This is a genomic window from Massilia glaciei, from assembly GCF_003011895.2.
Classification (GTDB): domain Bacteria; phylum Pseudomonadota; class Gammaproteobacteria; order Burkholderiales; family Burkholderiaceae_D; genus Telluria_A; species Telluria_A glaciei.
In genome coordinates this window covers 52,850-75,531 of record NZ_PXWF02000083.1, presented here as the reverse complement: position 1 = coordinate 75,531, position 22,682 = coordinate 52,850, and the positions used below count along the sequence as shown (strand labels likewise).

Sequence of the window (22,682 nt, the reverse complement as noted above, 5' to 3'; positions counted from 1 at the left end):
CATGCCCGCCACAGTCGCCAGCTTCTTGCCGTTGCCGCCGCCGACCTGGTTGCCCAGCAGGCCTCCGATCACAGCGCCCGCGCCGATGCCCAGGTAGTTGGGCTTGGCGGCCACAGGCTGCGGGGCCGGCTGGCGGTAGCTCGGCTCCTGATAGCGCGTTTGCGCATAGTTGCGTTCACGGTAGTCCGAACGGCTGTCGTTGCGCGCCACGCGGGTGCGCTGTGGTTGCGGCTTGGCGCGCGGCGCCTTCGCTTGCACGGCTTTTTTGACCACCGGCGCCGGTGCCACAACCGCGGGCACTTCGGCCTCGACCAATTTGAGTGGGGGCAGCGTGTTGACCGGGGCGGCTACCGCGGCCACCGGGACGGTCGCGGGGGCGACGCTCGCACCGGCGGCGCGTGTGCTCGGCAGCAGGCCAGTCAAGGCGGCCGTGCCGGCGATGCTGACGATGACGACCGATGTTGCTGCGGCAGCCATCAGGGGGTGAAGTCGTGGTGCGGTGCGTGTGGTTTCCATTTGTGTCTCCGTGCGGTTGTTTTGCTTGGAGTCAGATTAATGGAGCGAGCCGGGCGGGGATAGACAGCGGGCTGTATCAAACGTAAGGATGTGTAAGTGAAAGGCGGGAAGGGCGGTCGTGCGTCGGTATCGCAATCTACGTCATTCCCGCGTAGGCGGGAACCCATCATGAGCACGCAGTTATGCGGCGTCTAAAAATCTACCGCACGGTCCCGGGCCTGATGGTTCTGGCTTCTCGCATAGGCAAGCTCATGATGGTACAAACGCTGCGTTTGCACCATCATGAGCATGTAGTTACGCGCTTTCGCTTAGACGCGTAGTTCCCTGGCCTGAGAGTTCGGACTACGCGTATTGGCAAGCTAAGTATGGGTCCCCGCATTCGCGGGGATGACGTTGATTTTGATTTGCTCGCGGGGATGACGTTGATTTCAATTTGGCCGCGCGGCGACGTGCTTTCAGCCGATCGCCCCGTCATGCGCCATCACCTCGCGCAGGGTGTCGAGCAGGTCGGTCGGGTCGTCGAGCAGGTAGTCGGCGCCCCAGCTGGCCGGTTCCACCGCGCCGCAATAGCCCCAGGCGCAGGCCACCGTGACCATGCCGGCGGCGCGGCCCGCCTCGATGTCGCGCAGGTCGTCGCCCACGTACCAGCATTGCTCAGGCGCCAGCCCGAGCCGGCGCGCCGCCTCGAACAGCGGGGCGGGGTGCGGCTTGGCGTGCGCCGTCGTGTCGCCCGATATGATGCAGCCCGCGTGCGCCAGGCCGATCTGCGGAATCAAGGGGTCGGTGAAGCGCGCCGGCTTGTTCGTCACGATGCCCCAGGCCATGCCGGCGCCGGCTATCCCGTCCAGCAATTCTGGCACGCCGACGAACAGGGTGCTGTGCACCGCCATGGCCGCCTGGTAGTTGTCGAACCATTGCAGGCGCAACTCCTCGTAGCCCGCGTCCAGCGGTGTCAGGCCGAAGGCCGCCCCGATCATGCCGCGCGCGCCGGCCGAGGCGGTCGGGCGCAGCACGTCGTACGGGGTCGGGTCCATGCCGCGCACCGTGCGCAGCAGGTTCACGGCCGCGGCCAGGTCGGGCGCGGTGTCGGCCAGCGTGCCGTCGAGGTCGAACAGGATCGCGCGCGGCGCTTGCGGATGGAGGGGGCGGTTCATCGTGGCGTCTTGCATGGCGGGCAGGTTCACAAAGGGCGGCTGCAGGCAACCATGTAATTGACGGAGGTGTCCTGGTTGAGCGCGTAAATTTGCGTCAGCGGGTTGTAGCCCAGCCCCTTGAGGCCGTCCACCTGCAGCCCGGCGTTGCGCACGAACTGCGACAGCTCGGCCGGCGTGATGAACTTGTCGTAGTCGTGTGTGCCTTTGGGCAGCATGCGCAGCAGGTACTCCGCGCCCACCACCGCGTACAAATACGCCTTCGGATTGCGGTTGAGCGTCGAGAAGAACACGTGCCCGCCCGGCTTGACGAGGCCGGCGGCGGCCTTGACGATCGAGGCCGGGTCCGGCACATGCTCGAGCATTTCCATGCACGTCACGACGTCGTACCGGCCGGCTTCGCGCTCGGCCATCGCTTCGGCGGCGATCAGCTCGTAGCGCACCGTCACGCCCGAATCGAGGCTGTGCAGGTCGGCGACCTTGAGCGCCTTTTCGGACAGGTCGATGCCGGTCACGTCGGCGCCTTTCTTGGCCATCGACTCGCTCAATATGCCGCCGCCGCAGCCGATGTCGATGACCCTCTTGCCGGCCAGGGCAACGCGGGCGTTGATCCATTCGAGGCGCAGCGGGTTGATCTCGTGCAGGGGACGGAACTCGGACGTGGGGTCCCACCAGCGGTGGGCGAGCTCGCTAAACTTTTGGATTTCGTGTGGGTCAGCATTCATAGGCGAAATAATAGCGGGAATTGGCGGAACGCGACGGACGTGAGCGTAAAAAAACCCCGCCGCGGCGGGGTTCTCGGTCAGGCACCCGGGGGCGCCTGACGTTTAGTTGCTGCGCGTGCCGACGACCTCGATCTCGACGCGGCGATTCTTGGCGCGGCCTTCTGCGGTCTTGTTGTCGGCGACCGGCTGCTTCTCACCCTTGCCTTCGGTGTAGATGCGCGCGCCGTCGATGCCCTTGCCGACCAGGTAGGCCTTGACCGACTCGGAGCGGCGCATCGCCAGTTTCTCGTTGTACGCGTCCGAACCGATCGAGTCGGTGTGGCCGGTCGCGATGATGACCTCGAGGTCCATGCCCTGCAGCTTCGAGCTCAGGTCGTCGAGCTGCTCTTTGCCTTCAGGCTTGAGCGTCGATTTGTCGAAGTCGAAGAAGGCGTCGGCCGAGTAGCTCACCTTTTCGGCGGTGACCACGGGGGCCACGACCGGCGGCGGCGTCACCACCGGCGGCGGCGTCGGCGCGATCATTTCCGGCGGCGCAGGCGGGGTGCACTTGCCGTCGACCAGCGTTTCCGGCTCGACGCACAGCGGGATGTCGCAGCCCGGGACCGCGTCTTCCTTGGTCCAGTAGCCGGTGCGCCAGCACAGGCCGTACGGGTCGCGCGCGATCACGCCGCGCGCGTCTTGCACGTAGGCGCTGTGGGGTTTCTTGGCTTGGATGTCCGTCGTCAGCGGTGCGTTTTGGGCGACCGCGGTGCCCGCGATCGCGGCCGAGGCTGCGAGCATGAGCGTAACTAATTTGTACATTTTTAAGTCCTTTCGGGGGGATATCCGCAGCGAAAACTGCGCAACTTTTGTGCTCGGGCCAGGGCCCGGCGGTCCTGTCCTCACTGCTAGCGTCCGCTTGTGAAACTTGCAATTGAACCTCGATTCATTCTGCCACACGGCTCGGAATAGCACGACCGTGATTAAATCAAGAGCAACAATAATTGCAATCACGTTGTATTCGTGCAACATGGTGTTCCGCACCGGCGCCGCCGGTTGACAAGATTGGCACCTCCACCATTTTCCGTCCCGGCCGCCCGCAACAGCAATTGCGCAGTCCGCATGGGCCGCATGGTAAAATCACGCGCTTGTCTGCCGGGAAGTTCCGTCATCGCGCGCCATCCGCGCGCCAAAGCGGCCCGGCGGAATTCGCATGCAGCGTTTGCGACCAGTTTGCGCACATTAATATAACCACAGCAACCTCAGCCTGAGAGCAGTCGACCCGCCAATGGATCAATTCGCAAAAGAAACAATCCCCATTTCCCTCGAAGAAGAGATGCGCAAGAGCTACCTCGATTACGCCATGAGCGTGATCGTGGGCCGCGCCTTGCCGGACGTGCGCGACGGCCTCAAGCCGGTGCACCGGCGCGTGCTGTTCGCCATGCACGAGATGAACAACGTGCACAACCGGCCGTACGTCAAGTGCGCCCGCGTGGTCGGCGAGACCATGGGTAAATACCACCCGCACGGCGACGCCTCGATCTACGACACGCTCGTGCGCATGGCCCAGGACTTCTCGCTGCGCTACACGCTCGTCGATGGCCAGGGCAACTTCGGCTCGGTCGACGGCGACAGCGCCGCTGCGATGCGTTACACCGAGTGCCGCCTCGACAAGATCGCCAGCGAGATCCTGGCCGACATCGACAAGGACACGGTCGACTTCCAGCCCAACTACGACGGCAAGGAAAGAGAGCCGACGGTGCTGCCGACGCGCATCCCGAACCTGCTCATCAACGGCTCGTCCGGCATCGCGGTCGGCATGGCGACCAACATCCCGCCGCACAACATCACCGAGGTCATCAACGGCGCGCTGCACGTGCTGCGCAACCCGGACTGCTCCATCGACGAGCTGATCGAGATCATCCCGGCGCCGGACTTCCCGACCGCTGGCATCATCTACGGCGTCTCGGGCGTGCGCGACGGCTACCGCACCGGGCGCGGCCGCGTGGTCATGCGCGCCAAGACCCACTTCGAGGAATACGGCAAGGACGGCGGGCGCATCGCGATCATCGTCGACGAGCTGCCCTACCAGGTCAACAAGAAGTCGCTGCTCGAGCGCATCGCCGAGAACGTGCGCGACAAGAAGCTCGAGGGCATCTCCGACATCCGCGACGAGTCCGACAAGTCGGGCATGCGCGTGGTCATCGAACTCAAACGCAACGAAGTGCCCGAGGTGGTCCTCAACAACCTGTACAAGCAGACCCAGTTGCAGGACACCTTCGGCATGAACATGGTGGCGCTGGTCAACGGCCAGCCGAAGCTGCTCAACCTCAAGCAGATGCTGCAGTGCTTCCTGTCGCACCGGCGCGAGGTGGTCACGCGGCGCACCGTGTTCGAGCTGCGCAAGGCGCGCGAACGCGGCCACATGCTCGAGGGCCTGGCCGTGGCGCTGGCCAACATCGACGACTTCATCGCCATCATCAAGGCCGCGCCGACCCCGCCGATCGCCAAGGTCGAGCTGATGGCGCGCGCCTGGGACTCGTCCATGGTGCGCGAAATGCTGCTGCGCACCGGCGAGGGCAACACCATCGGCGGCATCGAGGCGTTCCGCCCCGAGCACCTGCCGAAGCACTATGGCATGCAGCCCGACGGCTTGTACAAGCTGTCCGAAGAGCAATCGCAGGAAATCTTGCAGATGCGTCTGCAACGCTTGACCGGCCTCGAGCAGGATAAGATCGTCAACGAGTACAAAGAGGTCATGGCGCACATCGCCGATCTGCTCGACATCCTGTCCAAGCCCGAGCGCGTCACCGTCATCATCACCGACGAGATGACCCTGGTCATGAACGAATACGGCGCCGGCGCGAAGGACGTGCGCCGCTCGACCATCGAGATGAACCCGACCGACATGGAGACCGAGGACCTGATCACGCCGCAGGACATGGTCGTGACGCTGTCGCACACCGGCTACATGAAGGCCCAGCCGATCTCCGAGTACCGCGCGCAAAAACGCGGCGGGCGCGGCAAGCAGGCCATGGCCACCAAGGAAGAGGACTGGATCGACCAGCTGTTCATCGCCAACACGCACGACTACATCCTGTGCTTCTCGGACCGCGGCCGCCTGTACTGGCTCAAGGTGTGGGAGGTGCCGCAGGGCTCGCGCAACTCGCGCGGCAAGCCGATCGTCAACATGTTCCCGCTGCAGGACAACGAGAAGATCACGGTCATCCTGCCGATCTCGGGCGGGAACCGCAGCTTCCCCGAGGACCATTACGTGTTCATGTCGACCAGCCTGGGCACCGTCAAGAAGACGCCGTTGTCTGACTTCCGCAATCCGCGCAAGGCCGGCATCATCGCGGTCGACCTCGACGAGGGCGACTTCCTGATCGGCGCCGCGCTCACCGACGGCCAGCACGACGTGATGCTGTTCTCGGATTCGGGCAAGGCGGTGCGCTTCGACGAGAACGACGTGCGTCCGATGGGCCGCACCGCGCGCGGCGTGCGCGGCATGAACCTCGAGGAGGGCCAGAACGTGATCGCCCTGCTGGTGGCCGAGAACGAGCAGCAGTCGGTGCTCACGGCGACCGAGAACGGCTACGGCAAGCGCACCCCGATCACCGAGTACACGCGCCACGGCCGCGGCACCAAGGGCATGATCGCGATCCAGACCAGCGAGCGCAACGGCAAGGTCGTGGCCGCCACGCTGGTCGAGGCGAGCGACGAGATCATGCTCATCACCACCGGCGGCGTGCTGATCCGCACGCGCGTGTCCGAGATCCGCGAGATGGGCCGCGCCACCCAGGGCGTCACGCTCATCGCGGTCGAGGACGGCACCAAGCTGTCGGGCCTGCAGCGGGTGGTCGAAACCGACCTCGAAGACGTCGACCTCGAGCCGGCACCGGAGTGAAAACGGCAGGGGCGGTATCGGTTTCGCGGCTTTATGCGAAAATGATACCGCCCCTGATGCATTTATTTCTCTCAAGAATATCGTACCCATGAAAAAACTCCTCGCCCTCCTGCTCGCCTCCCTGTCCCTGGCCGGCGCCCCGGCCGTCTCCGGCGCGGCCGGACCGGTCGTCAACACGATCGTAGAACCCGCCGCGCCGGTCGACCCCAAGGTCGAGAAGGCCGTCAAGGAGCTGCTCGTGGCGATGAAGTTCCGCGAGACGATGGGCGCCAATTTCCAGATGATGCTCAAGCGCATGCCCGCGATGATCCTGCAAAACGCGACCGCCGGCATCAACGCCAACACCAAGCTCACGCCCGAGGAGAAAAAGGCGGCGCTGGCCAAGGCCGCCGTGGACATCCCGAAGGCGATCAAGGGGATGGAGGCGACCTTCACCGACCCGACCCTGCTCGACGAGCTCAACTCGGCCATGGTGCCGCTGTACGCGCGCCACTTCAGCGCCGCCGAGCTCGGCGAGCTGGCCAAGTTCTACGGCACGCCGATCGGCCAGAAGATGCTCAAGACCATGCCGCAGATCCTGGGCGAGTCGATGCAGGTGAGCCAGCAGGTGATGGGCCCGCGCATCCAGAAGCAGATCGAACAAGTGGTCAAATGAGCCCGAGGGTGGGCGCGCCGTCCCCTGTGTCCATCCAATCCCCCTTTTAAGGACCCCATCCAGTGACGCACATTTTCAACTTCTCGGCCGGCCCGGCTGTGCTGCCGAAGGAAGTGCTCGAACAAGCCGCTGCCGAGATGCTCGACTGGCATGGCAGCGGAATGTCCGTGATGGAAATGAGTCACCGCGGTCCCGAATTCATCTCGATCTACCAGGACGCGGTGCGCGACCTGCGCGCGCTGCTCGCCATCCCCGCCAACTACAAGATCCTGTTCCTGCAGGGCGGCGGGCTGGCCGAGAACGCGATCGTCCCGATGAACCTGGTCGGGCGTAGGGCGCAGCCGGCCACGGTCGACTTCGTGCACACCGGCTCGTGGTCGGGCAAGTCGATCGCCGAGGCGGCGCGCTACGCCAGTGTCAACGTGGCGGCGTCGTCCGAGTCGGACAAATTCACCAGCATCCCGGCGCCCGAGTCGTGGCGCCTGACGCCCGGCGCGGCCTACCTGCACCTGTGCACCAACGAGACCATCGACGGCGTCGAGTTCAACTTCACCCCCGAGCTGTCCGACGACACCCCGATCGTAGCCGACATGTCGTCGCACATCCTGTCGCGCGTGGTCGACGTCTCCAAATACGGGGTCATTTTCGGCGGCGCCCAAAAGAACATCGGCCCGGCCGGATTGACGTTGGTGATCGTGCGCGAGGACCTGCTCGGCAGCGCGCTGCCGATCTGCCCGTCGGCGTTCGACTGGGCCACGGTCGCCAAGCACGACTCGATGTACAACACGCCGCCGACCTACGGCATCTACATCGCCGGCCTGGTGTTCGCGCATTTGCTGCGCGCGGGCGGCGTGCCGGCGATGGAGCGGCGCAACATCGCCAAGGCGCGGCTGCTCTACGACGCGCTCGACGCCGACGATTTTTACCAGAACCGGGTGGCGCCGGACTGCCGCTCGCGCATGAACGTGCCGTTCTACCTGCGCGACGAATCACTGAACGAGAAATTCCTGGCCGGCGCGAAAACGCGCGGCCTGCTGCAACTGAAGGGCCACAAGTCCGTCGGCGGTATGCGTGCATCGATCTACAACGCGATGCCGATCGAGGGCGTGCAAGCCCTGGTCGATTATTTGAACGAGTTCGCCGGCCGGTAAAGTTAATGAGACGTTCGCCTACCTACTGGCAACGTCATCCCCGCGAAAGCGGGGACCCATGCTGAGCTTGCTTATACGCGGAGTGTAAACCTTCAGGCCCGGGACTGTGCGTCTAAACTTTTGGAAGGTGCGTAACTGCATGCTCATCATGGGTCCCCGCTTTTGCGGGGATGACGTAAAGGCACGACAAATTTTAAGCAGACGATGACAGACAAACTGACCCCATTGCGCGTGCAGATCGATTCGATCGACGCCCAGATCCTCGACCTGCTGAGCCGGCGCGCGCGCCTGGCGCAAGAGGTCGGCCACGTCAAGGCCGAGACCCACGCGCCGGTGTTCCGCCCCGAGCGCGAGGCGCAGGTGCTGCGCGGCGTGGCCGAGCGCAATCCCGGCCCGCTGCCGGCGCGCGAGGTGCAGACCATCTTCCGCGAGATCATGTCGGCCTGCCGCGCGCTCGAAAAGCGCGTCACGGTCGCCTTCCTCGGCCCGTCCGGCACCTTCAGCGAGCAGGCCGTGTTCCAGCAGTTCGGCAGCGCCGTCGAATGCCTGCCGTGCGTCTCGATCGACGAGGTGTTCCGCGCGACCGAGGCCGGCACCGCCGATTTCGGCGTGGTCCCGGTCGAAAACTCGTCCGAGGGCGCGGTCAACCGCACGCTCGACCTGATGCTCGCCACCACCACCATCATCAGCGGCGAGGTCGCCATCGCGGTCCACCACAGCCTCATGACGCGCACCGGCAACATGGACGGCGTGACCGTGGTCGCGGCCCACTCGCAGGCGCTGGCGCAGTGCCAGGTCTGGCTCAACCAGCATTACCCGCAGCTCGAGCGGCGCGCGGTGGCCTCCAACGCCGAGGCGGCCGTGATGGCCAGCAACGACGCCAGCGTGGCCGCGATCGCCAGCGAGATGGCTGGCGAGCAGTACAAGCTCGGCGTGGTGCAGGCGCACATCCAGGACGACCCGCACAACCGCACCCGTTTCGCCGTCATCGGCCACCTGCAGACCAACCCGTCGGGTTCGGACCAGACCTCGCTGGTGCTGGCCGTGCCCAACAAGGCCGGCGCGGTCTACAACCTGCTCGCGCCGCTGGCCAGGCACGGCGTCTCGATGACCCGCTTCGAATCGCGCCCGGCCCGCATCGGCACCTGGGAGTACTATTTTTACGTCGACATCGAAGGCCACGTGCACCAGGCCGCGGTCGCCAGCGCGCTGGCCGAACTGAAGGACAACGCCGCCTTTTTCAAAGTGCTGGGATCGTACCCGCTCAGCCTCTAACCCCGCTTTTATTTGAGAGTCAACATGCCCAACCAATTCGGTCCAGAGTACGTCCGCGCAATCGCCCCCTACCAAGCCGGCAAGCCGATCGCCGAGGTCGCGCGCGAGTTCGGACTCGACGAGGCGAACATCGTCAAGCTGGCCTCGAACGAGAACCCGTTCGGGGTGCCCGAGTCGAGCCGCCACGCGATGGCGATGGCGGTGTCGGAACTGGGCCGCTATCCCGACGCCAACGGCTTCGAGCTCAAGGCCGCGCTGGCCGAGCGCTACGAGGTGCCGGCCGAGTGGATCACGCTCGGCAACGGCAGCAACGACATCCTCGAGATCGCCGCCCACGCCTTTGTGCAGGCCGGCCAGTCGGTGGTCTATTCGCAGTATTCGTTCGCCGTGTACGCGCTCGCCACCCAGGGCGTGGGCGCGCGCGCGATCGTGGTGCCGGCCAGGGAGTACGGCCACGACCTCGAGGCGATGGCCAAGGCGATCACCACCGACACGCGGCTGGTGTTCATCGCCAACCCGAACAACCCGACCGGCACCTTCATCGCGCCGGCCGAAATCGAGGCCTTCCTCGACCTCGTGCCGAGCAGTGTGGTGGTGGTGCTCGACGAGGCCTACAACGAATTCCTCTCGCCGGAACTGCAGTTCGAGTCGGCGCAGTGGGTGCGCAAGTACCCGAACCTGCTGGTCTCGCGCACCTTCTCGAAGGCCTACGGCCTGGCCGGCCTGCGGGTCGGCTTCGCAATCGCGCAGCCGGCGCTCACTGATTTGATGAATCGCATCCGCCAGCCGTTCAACGTCAACTCGATGGCGCAGGCGGCCGCCATCGCCGCCCTCAACGACAAGGCCTTCCTGGACAAGGGCGCGGCCAACAACGCGGCCGGCTACTGCCAGTTCGTCGAGGCGTTCGAGGAGATGGGGCTCGAGTACGTGCCGTCTTTCGGCAATTTCGTGCTGGTGCGGGTCGGCGACGACGACGGCGCCGGCGCGCGCGTGAACCTGGCGCTGCTCAAGCAGGGCGTGATCGTGCGCCCGGTCGGCAACTACGACCTGCCGCGGTGGCTGCGCATCTCGATCGGGCTGGCGCGCGAGAACGCGGTGTGCATCGGCGCGCTCAAAAAGGCGCTGTCCTGAGGTGTTCGATAAACTCGTCATCTTCGGTGCGGGGCTGATCGGCGGCTCGTTCGCGCTGGCCATCAAGCACGCGGGCGCGGCGCGCAGCGTGGTCGGCGTGGGCCGCTCGCCCGAGGCGATGGCGCGCTCGCTCGAACTGGGCATCGTCGACGCCGTGGCCGACTCGGTCGCCGGCGCGATGCGCGGCGCCGACTTGGTGCTGATCGCCGCGCCGGTGGCGCAGACCGGGCGCATTCTGGCCTCGCTGCTGCCGTTTTTGGAGGTTGGCACCGTGCTCACCGACGCCGGCAGCACCAAGTCGGACGTGGTCGCGGCGGCGCGCGCGGCGCTCGGCGACAAGGTCGGGCAGTTCGTGCCGGGCCACCCGATCGCGGGGCGCGAGTCGAACGGTCCCGATGCCGCCATCGTCGACCTGTACCGCGGCAAGAAGGTGGTACTCACGCCGCTGGCCGAAAACGCCACGCACGATGTCGAGCGCGTGGCCGCCGCCTGGCGCGCCTGCGGGGCGGTCATCCACATGCTCACGCCGCGGGAGCACGACAAGGTGTTCGCGGCGGTCAGCCACCTGCCGCATCTGCTCGCGTACGCGCTGGTCGACGACATCGCCAACAAGCCGCACGCGGGGCTGCTGTTCCAGTACGCGGCCAGCGGGTTTCGGGATTTCACGCGCATCGCCGGCTCGTCGCCCGAGATGTGGCGCGATATCAGCCTGGCCAACCAGGGGGCGCTGCTCGAAGAGCTTGACGGCTACATCGCGCAGTTGAACGCGCTGCGCGCGATGCTGGCGCAGGCGGACGGGCAGGGGATCGAGGCGGTGTACGCCAACGCCCGGCACGCGCGCGAAAAATGGATCAACGCGATCGAGCTCGCCGAGGCGCCGGCGCCGGACAGCGCCGAATAGGCGAATCACCGATGGGTCCCCCCTCAGCGGGGATCCATACTGACTAAGCAATAACGAGTATCAGACTACTTTAGGATCAAGAGCATGCCGCATCAAAAGCCAAAGCACTACCCGCACCATCTCGACCTTCAACCGGTCATGCACGTCGAAGGCACGGTGCGCCTGCCCGGCTCCAAGAGCATCTCGAACCGCACCTTGCTGCTCGCGGCGCTGGCCGGCGGGACCACCACCATCCGCGGCCTGCTGGCCTCGGACGACACGCTGGTGATGCTAGGCGCGCTGCGCTCGCTCGGCGTCAAGTGGGACCAGCTCGACGAGCACACCCACCTGGTGCACGGCGTCGACGGCGTCCTGCCGGTCCACGCCGCCGACCTCTTCATGGGCAACGCCGGCACCGCGATCCGCCCCCTGACCGCGGCGCTGGCCGTGATCGGCGGCGACTACACCCTGCACGGGGTCTCGCGCATGCACGAGCGCCCGATCGGCGACCTGGTCGACGCCCTCAACGCGATCGGCGCCCAGATCGAGTACACGGGCGAGCCGGGCTTTCCGCCGCTGCGCATCCGCCGCGGCCACATCCACGCCGAGCGCATGTCGGTGCGCGGCAACGTCTCTAGCCAGTTCCTGACCGCCGTGCTGATGGCCGCGCCGCTGATGGCCAAGACCCACCCGGTCAGCATCGACGTCGTCGGCGAACTCATCTCCAAGCCCTACATCGAGATCACCCTGAACCTGATGCGCCGCTTCGGGGTGCGGGTCGAGCAGGACGGCTGGACCTCGTTCACTGTGCAGCCGGGCCAGCACTACGCGAGCCCGGGCGAGATCTACGTCGAGGGCGACGCCTCCTCGGCCTCGTACTTTCTGGCCGCCGGCGCCATCGCGGGCGGGCCGGTGCGGGTCGAGGGCGTGGGCCGCGACAGCATCCAGGGCGACGTGCGCTTTGCCGAGGCGCTCGAGCAAATGGGCGCGACCATCACCCGCGGCGACAACTGGATCGAGGCGCGCTCGAACGGCGTGCTCAAGGCGATCGACGCCGATTTCAACCACATCCCCGACGCCGCCATGACGATCGCCGTGGCCGCGCTCTACGCCGACGGCACGAGCACGCTGCGCAACATCGCCAGCTGGCGCGTGAAGGAGACCGACCGCCTCTCGGCCATGGCCACCGAGCTGCGCAAACTGGGCGCGCTGGTCGAGGAGGGGCCCGATTTCATCCGCATCACGCCGCCCGAGATCATCGCCGCCGCCACCATCGACACCTACGACGACCACCGCATGGCGATGTGCTTCTCGCTCGCCTCGCTCGACGGCCGGGCCCTGCGCGGCAACCAGATGCGCATCAACGACCCGAAATGCGTGGCCAAGACCTTCCCCGAGTATTTCGAGGCATTTGCATCAATCGCCCGCGAAGAGTTATTCTGACTGCTTTGCCGCATAAACACATGCGGCCATCGGGAACCCGAAACACCCCCCCCCGTCATTCCCGCGTAGGCGGGAAGTCATTTCTGGCAATGGCAGGAATGATAGTGGTGGGTGCGCTAACCAATAACAAGCACATATGCCCCATTCCCAGATCCCAGTCATCACCATCGACGGACCGACCGCCTCCGGCAAGGGCACCGTCGCCCATCGCGTGGCCGACCGCCTCAAGTTCCACTACCTCGACTCGGGCGCCCTGTACCGGCTCACGGCCTTGTCGGCGATCCAGCACGCCACGCCCCTGAACGACGAGCACGCCTTGGCCAAGCTGGCCGAGCACCTGCCGGTCAAGTTCGAGAATGGCGAAATCTTCCTCAACAATAAAAACGTCTCGAACGCGATCCGGGCCGAGGAGGTCGGCACGCTCGCATCGAAAATCGCCTCGCTGCCGGCCCTGCGCCAAGCCCTGTTCGCCCTGCAACTGGGGTTCCGCAAGGGGCCTGGCCTGGTGGCCGACGGGCGCGACATGGGAACGGTCATTTTCCCCAACGCCCAGCTCAAGGTGTTCCTCACGGCAAGCGCCGAGGCGCGGGCGCAACGCAGATATAAGCAATTGATTGACAAGGGCTTTTCTGCTAGTATGGAAGACCTGTTGTGTGATCTGAAGGCGCGCGACGACCGCGATACCCACCGCGCGATCGCCCCGCTGGTCCCCGCAGAAGGTGCCCATATCCTCGATACGTCCAATATGACGGCTGACGAAGCCGTCGAACAGGTGTTGAAATGGTATGCGCACCCGAAAGGCTGAAGCCGCTCGCGGCTTCGCCAGGTGTCTGCCGCGGCAATGTTGCCGTTGCGGGCGTTGGATTAACTTAACCCAGTTTAAAGTCGCATAACGCGATCTCTGCTGGCTAACTCGTGTAAAAACCTATGTCTACAGTCACAGCTACCGAATCAACCGGTATGGAAAGCTTTGCCGCGCTCTTCGAAGAGTCCTTGTCGCGTCAAGATATGCGCTCCGGCGAAGTCATTTCCGCTGAAGTCGTGCGCCTCGACCACAATTTCGTGATCGTCAACGCCGGCCTCAAATCTGAAGCGTTCATTCCCATCGAAGAATTCAAGAACGACCAGGGCGAACTGGAAGTTCAAGTCGGCGACTTCGTTTCCGTAGCGATCGAATCGCTGGAAAACGGCTTCGGCGACACCATCTTGTCGCGTGACAAGGCCAAGCGCCTCGCATCGTGGCTGGCGCTGGAAAAAGCAATGGAGTCGGGCGAGATCGTCATCGGCACCGTCAACGGCAAAGTCAAGGGCGGCTTGACCGTTCTGACCAACGGCATCCGCGCGTTCCTGCCCGGTTCGCTGGTCGACACCCGTCCGGTCAAGGACACCACCCCGTTCGAAGGCAAGACGCTCGAATTCAAGGTCATCAAGCTCGACCGCAAGCGCAACAACGTGGTGCTGTCGCGCCGCGCCGTCATCGAAGCATCGATGGGCGAAGAGCGCCAGAAGCTGATGGAAACCCTGAAAGAAGGCACCGTCGTCACCGGTATCGTCAAGAACATCACCGACTATGGCGCCTTCGTGGACCTGGGCGGCATCGACGGCCTGCTGCACATCACCGACCTCGCATGGCGCCGCGTGCGTCATCCGTCGGAAGTGCTGACGGTTGGCCAGGAAATCACCGCCAAAGTCCTGAAATACGATCAAGAAAAGAATCGCGTTTCGCTGGGCGTGAAGCAACTGGGCGACGATCCTTGGACCGGTCTGTCCCGTCGTTACCCACAAAGCACCCGTTTGTTCGGCAAAGTAACGAACCTGACCGACTACGGCGCGTTCGTGGAAGTCGAGCAGGGCATCGAAGGTCTGGTCCACGTTTCCGAAATGGATTGGACCAACAAGAACGTCGCTCCAAACAAGGTTGTCCAACTGGGCGACGAAGTGGAAGTGATGGTTCTCGAGATCGACGAAGAGCGCCGCCGCATTTCGCTGGGCATGAAGCAGTGCAAAGCAAATCCATGGGATGACTTTGGCGTCACCCACAAGAAGGGCGACAAAGTGCGCGGCGCGATCAAGTCGATCACCGACTTCGGCGTGTTCATCGGCCTGGCCGGCAACATCGACGGCCTGGTGCACCTGTCCGACCTGTCGTGGACCGAAACCGGCGAAGAGGCGGTGCGCCGCTTCAAGAAGGGCGACGAGCTCGAAGCCATCGTGCTGGCCATCGACGTCGAGCGCGAGCGCGTTTCCCTGGGTGTCAAGCAACTCGAAGGCGACCCGTTCAACAACTTCGCGGCAATGAACGACAAAGGCTCCTTGGTAACGGGCACGGTCAAGTCGGTCGAGCCTAAGGGCGCCGTCATCGGACTGTCCGAAGAAGTCGAAGGCTATCTGCGTGCTTCCGAAATCTCGCGCGACCGCGTCGAAGATGCCGGCACCCACCTGAAAGTCGGCGATTCGGTCGAAGCCCTGGTAATCAACATCGATCGCAAAGCGCGCAGCATCCAGCTGTCGATCAAAGCGAAAGACAATGTCGAGACCCAGGAAGCCATGCAGAAGATGGCAACTTCGTCGGACAACAACGCGGCTTCAGGCACCACCAGCCTGGGCGCGCTGTTGAAAGCCAAGTTCGATAACAAGAACTAAGTTTTCGGACCAGTCCAGATGACGAAGTCCGAGTTAATCAACCGCCTCGCTGAGCGTTATTCTCAGCTGGTGGCCAAGGATGCGGAGTACGCCGTCAAGACCATCCTCGATGCAATGACCAACGCCCTGGCGACCGGTCAGCGCATCGAGATCCGCGGTTTTGGCAGTTTTGCGCTCAACAGCCGGCCGCCACGCATCGGACGCAACCCGAAGTCCGGCGACAAGGTGATGGTGCCCGAGAAACGGGTGCCCCACTTCAAGCCGGGCAAGCAGTTGCGCGAGCGGGTCGACGCGATGGTCGGGCAACCGATCATCGAAGACTGAGTCGTTTGGACAGCGGGTATGCTTGGCGTACCCGCTAGCCCGAACACAACAACGGCGTCCATGGATGCCGTTTTTTTTCGCCGTCGCCGTTTCGCCCCCGGCCCTTTTTTGTCCCGGCCCTCGTGTTTGCGCTTCTCCTGCCGTTTGCGTTTATCCTGCCGTTTGCGTTTATCCTGCCGTTTGCGTTTATCATTGCAACACTTTGAATCTCTTCGAATCTCTTTGAATATTTATACTGGACGCGACTGATGAAAATAGTCTCCACCCTCATTGGCTTTGTTCTATTCATCCTGTTCTTCGGCTTCGCGCTGAAAAACACGCAGGAAGTCGACCTGCACCTGTTCCTCAACTACGAATTGCGCGGCCCGCTGGTGCTGATGCTGCTGGCGTTCTTTGTCGCCGGCGCCGCCCTCGGCATCCTCGCCGTCACGCCGGCTGTGTTCCGCCACCGCCGCGAATCGACCAAACACAAAGACACCATCCACGCGCTGCAAAGCGTGGCGCGCACCGTGCCGACCCAGCCGCAGCCGGACAGCGTGAACACCCAGCAATAAGCGCCGCGGTTAGGCCCGACGCTCAGATCAACAACAAAGTATAAGAATCGAACAATCGCATGGATTTTGAACTCTGGTGGCTGCTCGGCATCCCCGTCTTTTTCGGCCTCGGCTGGGTTGCCGCGCGCGTGGACATCAAGCAACTCGTGTCCGAGTCGCGCACCCTGCCGAGCGGCTATTTCAAGGGCCTGAATTTTTTGCTCAACGAGCAGCCCGACAAGGCGATCGACGCCTTCATCGAGATCGTCAAGCTCGACTCCGAATCGGCCGATATGCACTTCGCGCTGGGCAACCTGTTCCGCCGCCGCGGCGAGATCGAGCGTGCGATCCGGGTCCACCAGAACCTGCTGGCGCGCCCCGACCTGCCGCAAGAGCAACAAATGCAGGCGCAATACGAACTGGGCATGGATTACCTCAAGGCCGGCCTGCTCGACCGCGCCGAGGAAACCTTCAACCAGCTCGTCGAGACCCCGTACGCGGTGCAGGCCCGGCGCTCGCTGCTCGAAATCTTCCAGCGCGAAAAGGAATGGACGCGTGCGATCGAGGCGGCGGTCGGGCTGCAGGAATCGGGCGCCGGCGAGCGCCAAAAGGAGATCGCGCAGTTCTATTGCGAATTGGCGCAGGACGCGCTGGTGCACCTGCAGGTGGCCGAGGCCATGGCCCTGCTCGACAAGGCGCTGCACGCCGACCGCAAGAACGTGCGCGCGACCATGCTCACGGGCGACGCCCAACTCGCCCAGGGCGACATCGAGGGCGCGCTGCTGACCTGGCGCCGGGTCGAGCAGCAAAGCGTGCCGCACGTGGCGCTGGTCGCCGGGCGCCTGATGGACGGCTACCGCAAGGTCGGCCGGCCGCAGGAGGGCGTCAATCTATTGCGCGCCTACCTCGCAGAAGCGTCATCTATTGATCTGATCGAGGTTGTGTTCAAGGCGGTGCTCGAACTAGACGGCGTCGAAGCTGCCAAACAGTTAGTGGTGGAAGAGCTGCGCCGCACGCCGACCCTGCTGGGCCTCGACAAACTGCTCGAGGCCCGCATGATGGACGCGCCCGCCAACATCTTCGAAGAACTGTCGATGGTGAAAAACCTCGTCCACGGCTACACGCAAAAGCTGGCCCGCTACCAGTGCAGCCACTGCGGTTTCAAGGCGCGCCAGTTCTACTGGCAGTGCCCTGGATGTAGTCGTTGGGAAACTTATCCACCCCGCCGCACCGAAGAGCTCAATGTCATGAATTAAGTTTCACCCTAGTATCGAAGGCCAAAGGCAACGCGAAACCACCGCACCACCGTCATTCCCGCGAAAGCGGGAACCCATGCCGAGCGTTCAGACAAGCAAAGCATGCGGGTTCAGGCCACTTCAGCATGGGTACCCGCTAAGGGGGGCGCCGAGCCCGGGAAGTCATTTGCGCCAATGTCGAAAATGACGATGTTGGAGTTGGCCGCCAATGACGAAGTGGTGGGTGGGGCAATCGTTCATGTGGCGCGAACCGCTCATGTGGCGCGAACCGTTCATGTGGCGCGCTCGATTCGCATCCTTTTGGCCAACTTCGCGAAAGGACGACGAAATGAGGATCACGATCATCGGCACCGGTTATGTGGGCTTGGTCACGGGCGCCTGCCTGGCCGAGCAGGGCAACGACGTGTTTTGCCTCGACCTCGACGCCGCAAAAATAGCCCTGCTCAACGACGGCGGCATTCCGATCCACGAACCTGGCCTGGTCGACGTCGTCCTGCGCAACCGCAACGCCGGCCGGCTGGTCTTCTCGAGCGATATCGGGGCCGCCGTCGCCCATGGCGAGCTGCTGTTCATCGCTGTGGGCACCCCGCCCGACGAGGACGGCTCGGCCGACCTGACGCACGTGCTGTCGGCGGCCGAGAGCATCGGCCGCCACATGACTGGTTTCAAGGTCGTGGTCGACAAATCGACCGTGCCGGTCGGAACCGGCGACCGGGTCGGCGCGATCATCGGCGGCCATCTCGCGCTGCGCGGGGTCGACGCCACGTTCTCGGTGGTCTCCAATCCCGAATTTTTAAAAGAGGGTGCCGCGGTCGAAGACTTCATGCGGCCCGACCGCATCGTCATCGGCCATGCCAACGACAAAGAGGGCGAGCGCGCGCGGCTCCTCATGACGCAATTGTACCGGCCGTTCAACCGCCACCGCGAGCGCACCCACTGGATGGACGTGCGCTCGGCCGAGTTCACCAAATACGCCGCCAACGCCATGCTCGCGACCCGCATCTCGTTCATGAACGAGCTGGCCAACCTGGCCGACCAGGTCGGGGCCGACATCGAGGCGGTGCGCCGCGGCATCGGCTCGGACCCGCGCATCGGCCACGGCTTCCTGTACGCGGGCGCCGGCTACGGCGGCTCCTGCTTCCCGAAAGACGTGCGGGCGCTCTCGCACACGGCGTCCCAGCACGACCTCGAACTGCTGATCCTGCGCGCCGTCGAGACCGTCAACGAGCGCCAGAAACAGGTGCTGGGACGCAAAGTGATGCGCCGCTTCGGCAGAGACCTCGCCGGCAAGCGATTCGCCGTCTGGGGCCTGTCCTTCAAGCCCAACACCGACGACATGCGCGGCGCGCCGGCGCGCGTGCTGCTGCGCGAACTGATCGACAGCGGCGCCAGCGTGGCCGTGTTCGACCCGGTCGCCATGGACGAGGCGGCGCGCGTGTTCGCGCGCGACTTCACCGCCGACGAGCTGGCCCGCATCGACTTCGTGGCCGGCCCGATGGAGGCGCTCGACGGCGCCGAGGCGCTCGTCATCGTGACCGAATGGAAGGCCTTCCGCAGCCCCGATTTTGCCCAAATCAAGGCGCGCCTGAATTACCCGGTCATCTTCGACGGCCGCAATCTGTTTCAGCCGCAACTCATGGCAGAATACGGCATTGAATACCACGGCATCGGCCGTTCCGCCCTGACCCGAACCCATTGACCATGACCACAGCCAACAACATCATCACAAAAACAAGCATCAGCAGCGAAATCAGCGCCGACGCCATCCCGCGCGTGGCCGCCCCGGTCCTCGACACGGTCCGCATCCTCGTGGTCGGCGACGTCATGCTCGACCGCTACTGGTTCGGCGACGTCAGCCGCATCTCGCCCGAGGCCCCGGTGCCGGTGGTGCGCATCGAGCGGCGCGAGGAGCGCCTCGGCGGCGCCGCCAACGTGGCGCGCAACGCCGCCGCGCTGGGCGCCCACTGCGGCCTGCTCGGCGTGGTCGGTGCCGACGAGGCGGGCGCGCAGGTGGCGCAATTGCTCGTCGATTCAAGCATCCACAGCTACCTGCAGCGCGACGAGGCGATCTCGACCATCATCAAGCTGCGCGTCATCGGGCGCCAGCAGCAACTGCTGCGCATCGACTTCGAGGACGCGCCGACCGAGGTCGTGCTGCGCGACAAGCTCACCCAGTTCAACGCCTTGCTGCCGGAGTACGACGTCGTCATCCTGTCCGACTACAACAAGGGCAGCTTGGTCAACGTGGCCGCGATGATCAAATCGGCGCGCGCGGCCGGCAAGATCGTCATGGTCGACCCCAAGGGCGACGATTTCTCGCCGTACGCGGGCGCGACCATGCTCACGCCCAACAAGTCCGAACTCAAACGCATCGTCGGCAGCTGGAGCAGCGAGGACAAGCTGACCGAAAAGGCGCAGGCGCTGCGCGCCGAGCTCGGCCTCGACGCCCTGCTGCTGACGCGCTCGGAGGAGGGCATGAGCCTCTACACCGAACAGCAAGTGCTGCACATGCACGCGGCCGCGCGCGAGGTCTACGACGTCTCGGGCGCGGGCGACACGGTCATCGCGACCATGGCCGCGATGCTCGGCGCCGGCATGCCGATCGGCGACGCGCTGATCACCGCCAACCGCGCCGGCGGCATCGTCGTCGGCAAGCTCGGCACGGCGACGGTCACCCGCGCGGAGTTGTTTGGCTGAAGCGGTAAATAATTTCGATACTTTAATAAGGGCCTCCCACGCTTTCGCGAGGGAGGCTTTTTTTCGCCCTTCCGCGCGTAGATAAAAATGTAACGTCATCCCCGCGAAGGTGCAAACGCATGCGTTTTCCCCATGCAGGGCTTGCCTGCACGCGGAGTTTAAAACTTCAGGCTTGGGAATCCGTGCGGAATCGTTTCGGCCAATTGCAGGAACGACGAGGAATGTTCATACCCAAGTTCTGGCGAAACGATTTCCGACCCATTTGAGGACCGGATCGGGCCCCTGCCAGCATCCCCGTTTTCGCCCTTGATTGCCCTCAATCGAAGCGGTCAACTCGGCCATTGGCGCGGCGTTGAACAGGGCAGGAAAGGCATCCGCCATTTCGTGTTCTGAATCAATGGAGATATTCAACATGATCAAGAAATTGCTTTTTGGAGTAGCAGGGATGATCGCCGCGACCGGTTTCGCGTTCGCCCAGGTCGACGTCAACAAGGCCGACGCTGCAGCGCTCGACGGCATCAAGGGCGTGGGACCAAAGATGTCGAAAGCTATCCTCGACGAGCGCACCAAGGGCGGTGCCTTCAAGGACTGGGCCGACTTCCAGACGCGCGTGAAAGGCGTCGGCGAGAAGAGCGCGGTCAAGCTCTCGACCAACGGCCTGCAAGTCAATGGCAAGGCACTCAACGGCGCCGCCGGCCCCGCGCCGTCGGCCAAACCGGCCATGCAGCCCGTGACGGCCAAATCGACCGCGCCCGCGGCGGCCGCGAAGAAGTAAACACGCGCGTCCGCAGCGGCCGCGAAAGAGTAAACACACCCGCCCGCGCAGCATTCCAACCGACCCCGCCGGCACGCCGCCGCGGGGTTTTTTTACGCCTGTCAGTACACCAAATTGCTTGGCGACATGCGAAGATGGCGCGTGCGGCGACCCGGCCGCGTCTCCCAAGGATTCGACCCATGGCAACAATTCCACCTTCCTCCCTGCTGCTGGCAGGCTTGTTCACGCTCGCCTGCGGCGGCGTTGCGGCCGACGCCCGCGCGCATGCCCCAGCGCCGGCCGCCGCCCCCGACATGGCCCGCAGAAAGCCCCAGATCGCGCGCATCGTGGCCGACATCTCGCCCAAGCGCATCGAGGCGCACATCGCCAAACTGGTCTCCTTCAAGACGCGCCACACGATGTCCGAGACAGTCTCCGAGACGGTCGGCATCGGCGCGGCGCGGCGCTGGATCAAACGCGAGCTCGAGAGCTGCGGCGCCGGCGCCGGCGCCCGCCTGCAGGTCGCGTTCGACAGCCACATCACGCCCGTCTCGGCGCGCATCTCGCGCCCCACCGAGGTCGTCAACGTGGTCGCCACGCTGCCCGGCACCCAGGGCGCGTCGAAGGAGCGCATCTACGTCGTCAGCGGCCACTACGACTCGCGCAACACCGACATCATGGACGCCACCGGCGACGCCCCCGGCGCCAACGACGACGCCTCCGGCACCGCGGCCGTGATGGAGATGGCGTGCGTGATGGCGCGCCACAAGTTCGACGCCACGCTGGTCTTCATGGCGGTGGCGGCCGAGGAGCAGGGCCTGCTGGGCGCGACCCACTGGGCCGAACAGGCGCGCCTCAACAATCTCAACATCGGCGGCATGTTCACCAACGACATCATCGGCAGTTCGCGCGCAGACGACGGCCGCGTCGACAACGGCCAGGTGCGCCTGTTCTCCGAGAGCGTGCCGGCCGCCAAGGAAATGAGCGAGACCGTGCGCACGCTGCTTAACACCGGCGGCGAGAACGATTCGCTGTCGCGCCAGTTGGCGCGCCACGTTAAGGAGGTCGGCGAGCGCTACGTGCCCGGGTTCAAGGTCAACGTGATCCAGCGGCGCGACCGCTACCTGCGCGGCGGCGACCACATGCCCTTCCTCGCGCGTGGCTACGCCGCGCTGCGCTTCACCGAGCCCAACGAGGACTTCGCGCACCAGCACCAGAACCTGCGCACCGAGAACGGCAAGGTCTACGGCGACCTGGTCGAATTCAACGACGTCGACTACATCGCCAAGGTCGCGCGCGTCAACGCGGCCGCGCTCGCGTCGCTCGCGCTGGCCCCGGCCGCGCCGCAAAAAGTGCAGATGCGCACCGACATGCTCGAGAACGATTCGCGCCTCGTGTGGCAGCCCAACAGCGAGCCCGACCTGGCCGGCTACCGCGTGGTCTGGCGCGAGACCACCGCCGCCCAGTGGCAGGGCTCGGTGTTCGTCGGGAATGTGAGCGAGGCCACGCTCAAGCTGTCGAAGGATAATTATTTCTTCGGCGTGCAGGCGGTCGACCGCGACGGCAACGTCAGCGTCGCGACCTACCCGACCCCGCTTCGTTGAGCTTCAACACGCGCCGCGCCAACTCCGATTAGAATGGTCTTTTGTTCCATTGCAAGAG

At 64.7% G+C, this 22,682-nt stretch carries 21 protein-coding genes; 16 read left to right on the top strand and 5 right to left on the bottom strand.

Going from position 1 to position 22,682, the window contains the following annotated elements:
* The 4 genes from C7C56_RS06535 to ompA all read right to left on the bottom strand — a co-directional run.
* Nucleotides 1-516, bottom strand: a 516-nt coding sequence (locus C7C56_RS06535) for a hypothetical protein (RefSeq protein ID WP_106756658.1), incomplete at its 3' end; no start/stop codon positions are given.
* A gap of 455 nt (nt 517-971) precedes the next feature.
* Complete coding sequence (locus tag C7C56_RS06530) at nt 972-1,670, bottom strand: HAD family hydrolase (protein ID WP_106756657.1); 699 nt, start codon at nt 1,668-1,670, stop codon at nt 972-974.
* A 26-nt stretch (nt 1,671-1,696) separates the two neighbouring features.
* The gene (gene ubiG, locus C7C56_RS06525) at nt 1,697-2,392 is read right to left on the bottom strand and encodes a bifunctional 2-polyprenyl-6-hydroxyphenol methylase/3-demethylubiquinol 3-O-methyltransferase UbiG (protein ID WP_106756652.1); all 696 of its coding nucleotides are present in this window, start codon (nt 2,390-2,392) and stop codon (nt 1,697-1,699) included.
* Nucleotides 2,393-2,494: 102 nt separating this feature from the next.
* Entirely contained in the window at nt 2,495-3,193 is a 699-nt protein-coding gene (gene ompA, locus C7C56_RS06520) for an outer membrane protein OmpA (protein ID WP_106756651.1), read from the bottom strand.
* A 466-nt stretch (nt 3,194-3,659) separates the two neighbouring features.
* On the opposite strand from ompA, the gene gyrA reads away from it, so the two are divergent.
* The 14 genes from gyrA to rfaE1 all read left to right on the top strand — a co-directional run bounded on the left by gyrA (nt 3,660) and on the right by rfaE1 (nt 20,266).
* On the top strand, nt 3,660-6,278 hold the full coding sequence (gene gyrA / locus C7C56_RS06515; RefSeq protein ID WP_106756650.1) for a DNA gyrase subunit A: 2,619 nt from the start codon (nt 3,660-3,662) through the stop codon (nt 6,276-6,278).
* Nucleotides 6,279-6,366: 88 nt separating this feature from the next.
* Nucleotides 6,367-6,933, top strand: a complete 567-nt coding sequence (locus tag C7C56_RS06510) for a DUF2059 domain-containing protein (protein ID WP_106756649.1) — start codon at nt 6,367-6,369, stop codon at nt 6,931-6,933.
* A 62-nt stretch (nt 6,934-6,995) separates the two neighbouring features.
* A complete protein-coding gene (serC, locus tag C7C56_RS06505) occupies nt 6,996-8,084 on the top strand; it encodes a 3-phosphoserine/phosphohydroxythreonine transaminase (RefSeq protein ID WP_106756648.1) in 1,089 nt (362 codons plus the stop codon).
* Between the two features lie 204 nt (nt 8,085-8,288).
* The gene (gene pheA, locus C7C56_RS06500) at nt 8,289-9,359 is read left to right on the top strand and encodes a prephenate dehydratase (RefSeq protein ID WP_106756647.1); all 1,071 of its coding nucleotides are present in this window, start codon (nt 8,289-8,291) and stop codon (nt 9,357-9,359) included.
* A gap of 24 nt (nt 9,360-9,383) precedes the next feature.
* Nucleotides 9,384-10,490, top strand: coding sequence for a histidinol-phosphate transaminase (gene hisC / locus C7C56_RS06495; protein ID WP_106756646.1), 1,107 nt, complete (start codon nt 9,384-9,386; stop codon nt 10,488-10,490).
* Nucleotide 10,491: 1 nt separating this feature from the next.
* Nucleotides 10,492-11,391, top strand: coding sequence for a prephenate dehydrogenase (locus C7C56_RS06490; protein WP_106756645.1), 900 nt, complete (start codon nt 10,492-10,494; stop codon nt 11,389-11,391).
* Between the two features lie 84 nt (nt 11,392-11,475).
* On the top strand, nt 11,476-12,813 hold the full coding sequence (gene aroA / locus C7C56_RS06485) for a 3-phosphoshikimate 1-carboxyvinyltransferase (RefSeq protein WP_106756644.1): 1,338 nt from the start codon (nt 11,476-11,478) through the stop codon (nt 12,811-12,813).
* Nucleotides 12,814-12,949: 136 nt separating this feature from the next.
* A complete protein-coding gene (cmk, locus tag C7C56_RS06480; RefSeq protein ID WP_106756643.1) occupies nt 12,950-13,618 on the top strand; it encodes a (d)CMP kinase in 669 nt (222 codons plus the stop codon).
* Nucleotides 13,619-13,773: 155 nt separating this feature from the next.
* Nucleotides 13,774-15,456, top strand: a complete 1,683-nt coding sequence (gene rpsA / locus C7C56_RS06475; protein WP_106756642.1) for a 30S ribosomal protein S1 — start codon at nt 13,774-13,776, stop codon at nt 15,454-15,456.
* An 18-nt stretch (nt 15,457-15,474) separates the two neighbouring features.
* Entirely contained in the window at nt 15,475-15,780 is a 306-nt protein-coding gene (locus C7C56_RS06470; RefSeq protein WP_008446215.1) for an integration host factor subunit beta, read from the top strand.
* Nucleotides 15,781-16,028: 248 nt separating this feature from the next.
* Nucleotides 16,029-16,334, top strand: a complete 306-nt coding sequence (locus tag C7C56_RS06465; protein ID WP_106756641.1) for a LapA family protein — start codon at nt 16,029-16,031, stop codon at nt 16,332-16,334.
* 59 nt (nt 16,335-16,393) lie between these two features.
* Nucleotides 16,394-17,569, top strand: coding sequence for a lipopolysaccharide assembly protein LapB (gene lapB, locus C7C56_RS06460; protein ID WP_106756640.1), 1,176 nt, complete (start codon nt 16,394-16,396; stop codon nt 17,567-17,569).
* A gap of 328 nt (nt 17,570-17,897) precedes the next feature.
* Nucleotides 17,898-19,268 carry a UDP-glucose dehydrogenase family protein gene (locus C7C56_RS06455; protein WP_106756639.1) on the top strand — a complete coding sequence of 457 codons (1,371 nt, stop codon included), beginning with the start codon at nt 17,898-17,900 and terminating at the stop codon, nt 19,266-19,268.
* Between the two features lie 2 nt (nt 19,269-19,270).
* Complete coding sequence (gene rfaE1 / locus C7C56_RS06450) at nt 19,271-20,266, top strand: D-glycero-beta-D-manno-heptose-7-phosphate kinase (RefSeq protein ID WP_106756638.1); 996 nt, start codon at nt 19,271-19,273, stop codon at nt 20,264-20,266.
* 225 nt (nt 20,267-20,491) lie between these two features.
* On the opposite strand, the gene C7C56_RS27955 is transcribed toward rfaE1, so the two are convergent.
* Entirely contained in the window at nt 20,492-20,680 is a 189-nt protein-coding gene (locus C7C56_RS27955; RefSeq protein WP_146204311.1) for a hypothetical protein, read from the bottom strand.
* Nucleotides 20,681-20,711: 31 nt separating this feature from the next.
* Between C7C56_RS27955 and C7C56_RS06445 the strand changes: the two genes are divergently transcribed.
* Together C7C56_RS06445 and C7C56_RS06440 are read left to right on the top strand one after the other, a co-directional pair.
* On the top strand, nt 20,712-21,041 hold the full coding sequence (locus tag C7C56_RS06445; RefSeq protein WP_307719030.1) for a ComEA family DNA-binding protein: 330 nt from the start codon (nt 20,712-20,714) through the stop codon (nt 21,039-21,041).
* Between the two features lie 179 nt (nt 21,042-21,220).
* Nucleotides 21,221-22,624 carry a M20/M25/M40 family metallo-hydrolase gene (locus C7C56_RS06440; RefSeq protein ID WP_106756637.1) on the top strand — a complete coding sequence of 468 codons (1,404 nt, stop codon included), beginning with the start codon at nt 21,221-21,223 and terminating at the stop codon, nt 22,622-22,624.
* The last annotated feature ends 58 nt before the right edge of the window (nt 22,625-22,682 follow it).

Coding starts and splice junctions, on each gene's coding strand:
- C7C56_RS06530 (WP_106756657.1), bottom strand. CDS start 1,670: ATGAACCGCCCCCTCCATCCGCAAGCGCCGCGCGCGATCCTGTTCGAC.
- ubiG (WP_106756652.1), bottom strand. CDS start 2,392: ATGAATGCTGACCCACACGAAATCCAAAAGTTTAGCGAGCTCGCCCAC.
- ompA (WP_106756651.1), bottom strand. CDS start 3,193: ATGTACAAATTAGTTACGCTCATGCTCGCAGCCTCGGCCGCGATCGCG.
- gyrA (WP_106756650.1), top strand. CDS start 3,660: ATGGATCAATTCGCAAAAGAAACAATCCCCATTTCCCTCGAAGAAGAG.
- C7C56_RS06510 (WP_106756649.1), top strand. CDS start 6,367: ATGAAAAAACTCCTCGCCCTCCTGCTCGCCTCCCTGTCCCTGGCCGGC.
- pheA (WP_106756647.1), top strand. CDS start 8,289: ATGACAGACAAACTGACCCCATTGCGCGTGCAGATCGATTCGATCGAC.
- hisC (WP_106756646.1), top strand. CDS start 9,384: ATGCCCAACCAATTCGGTCCAGAGTACGTCCGCGCAATCGCCCCCTAC.
- aroA (WP_106756644.1), top strand. CDS start 11,476: ATGCCGCATCAAAAGCCAAAGCACTACCCGCACCATCTCGACCTTCAA.
- cmk (WP_106756643.1), top strand. CDS start 12,950: ATGCCCCATTCCCAGATCCCAGTCATCACCATCGACGGACCGACCGCC.
- rpsA (WP_106756642.1), top strand. CDS start 13,774: ATGGAAAGCTTTGCCGCGCTCTTCGAAGAGTCCTTGTCGCGTCAAGAT.
- C7C56_RS06470 (WP_008446215.1), top strand. CDS start 15,475: ATGACGAAGTCCGAGTTAATCAACCGCCTCGCTGAGCGTTATTCTCAG.
- C7C56_RS06465 (WP_106756641.1), top strand. CDS start 16,029: ATGAAAATAGTCTCCACCCTCATTGGCTTTGTTCTATTCATCCTGTTC.
- lapB (WP_106756640.1), top strand. CDS start 16,394: ATGGATTTTGAACTCTGGTGGCTGCTCGGCATCCCCGTCTTTTTCGGC.
- C7C56_RS06455 (WP_106756639.1), top strand. CDS start 17,898: ATGAGGATCACGATCATCGGCACCGGTTATGTGGGCTTGGTCACGGGC.
- rfaE1 (WP_106756638.1), top strand. CDS start 19,271: ATGACCACAGCCAACAACATCATCACAAAAACAAGCATCAGCAGCGAA.
- C7C56_RS27955 (WP_146204311.1), bottom strand. CDS start 20,680: ATGTTGAATATCTCCATTGATTCAGAACACGAAATGGCGGATGCCTTT.
- C7C56_RS06445 (WP_307719030.1), top strand. CDS start 20,712: ATGATCGCCGCGACCGGTTTCGCGTTCGCCCAGGTCGACGTCAACAAG.
- C7C56_RS06440 (WP_106756637.1), top strand. CDS start 21,221: ATGGCAACAATTCCACCTTCCTCCCTGCTGCTGGCAGGCTTGTTCACG.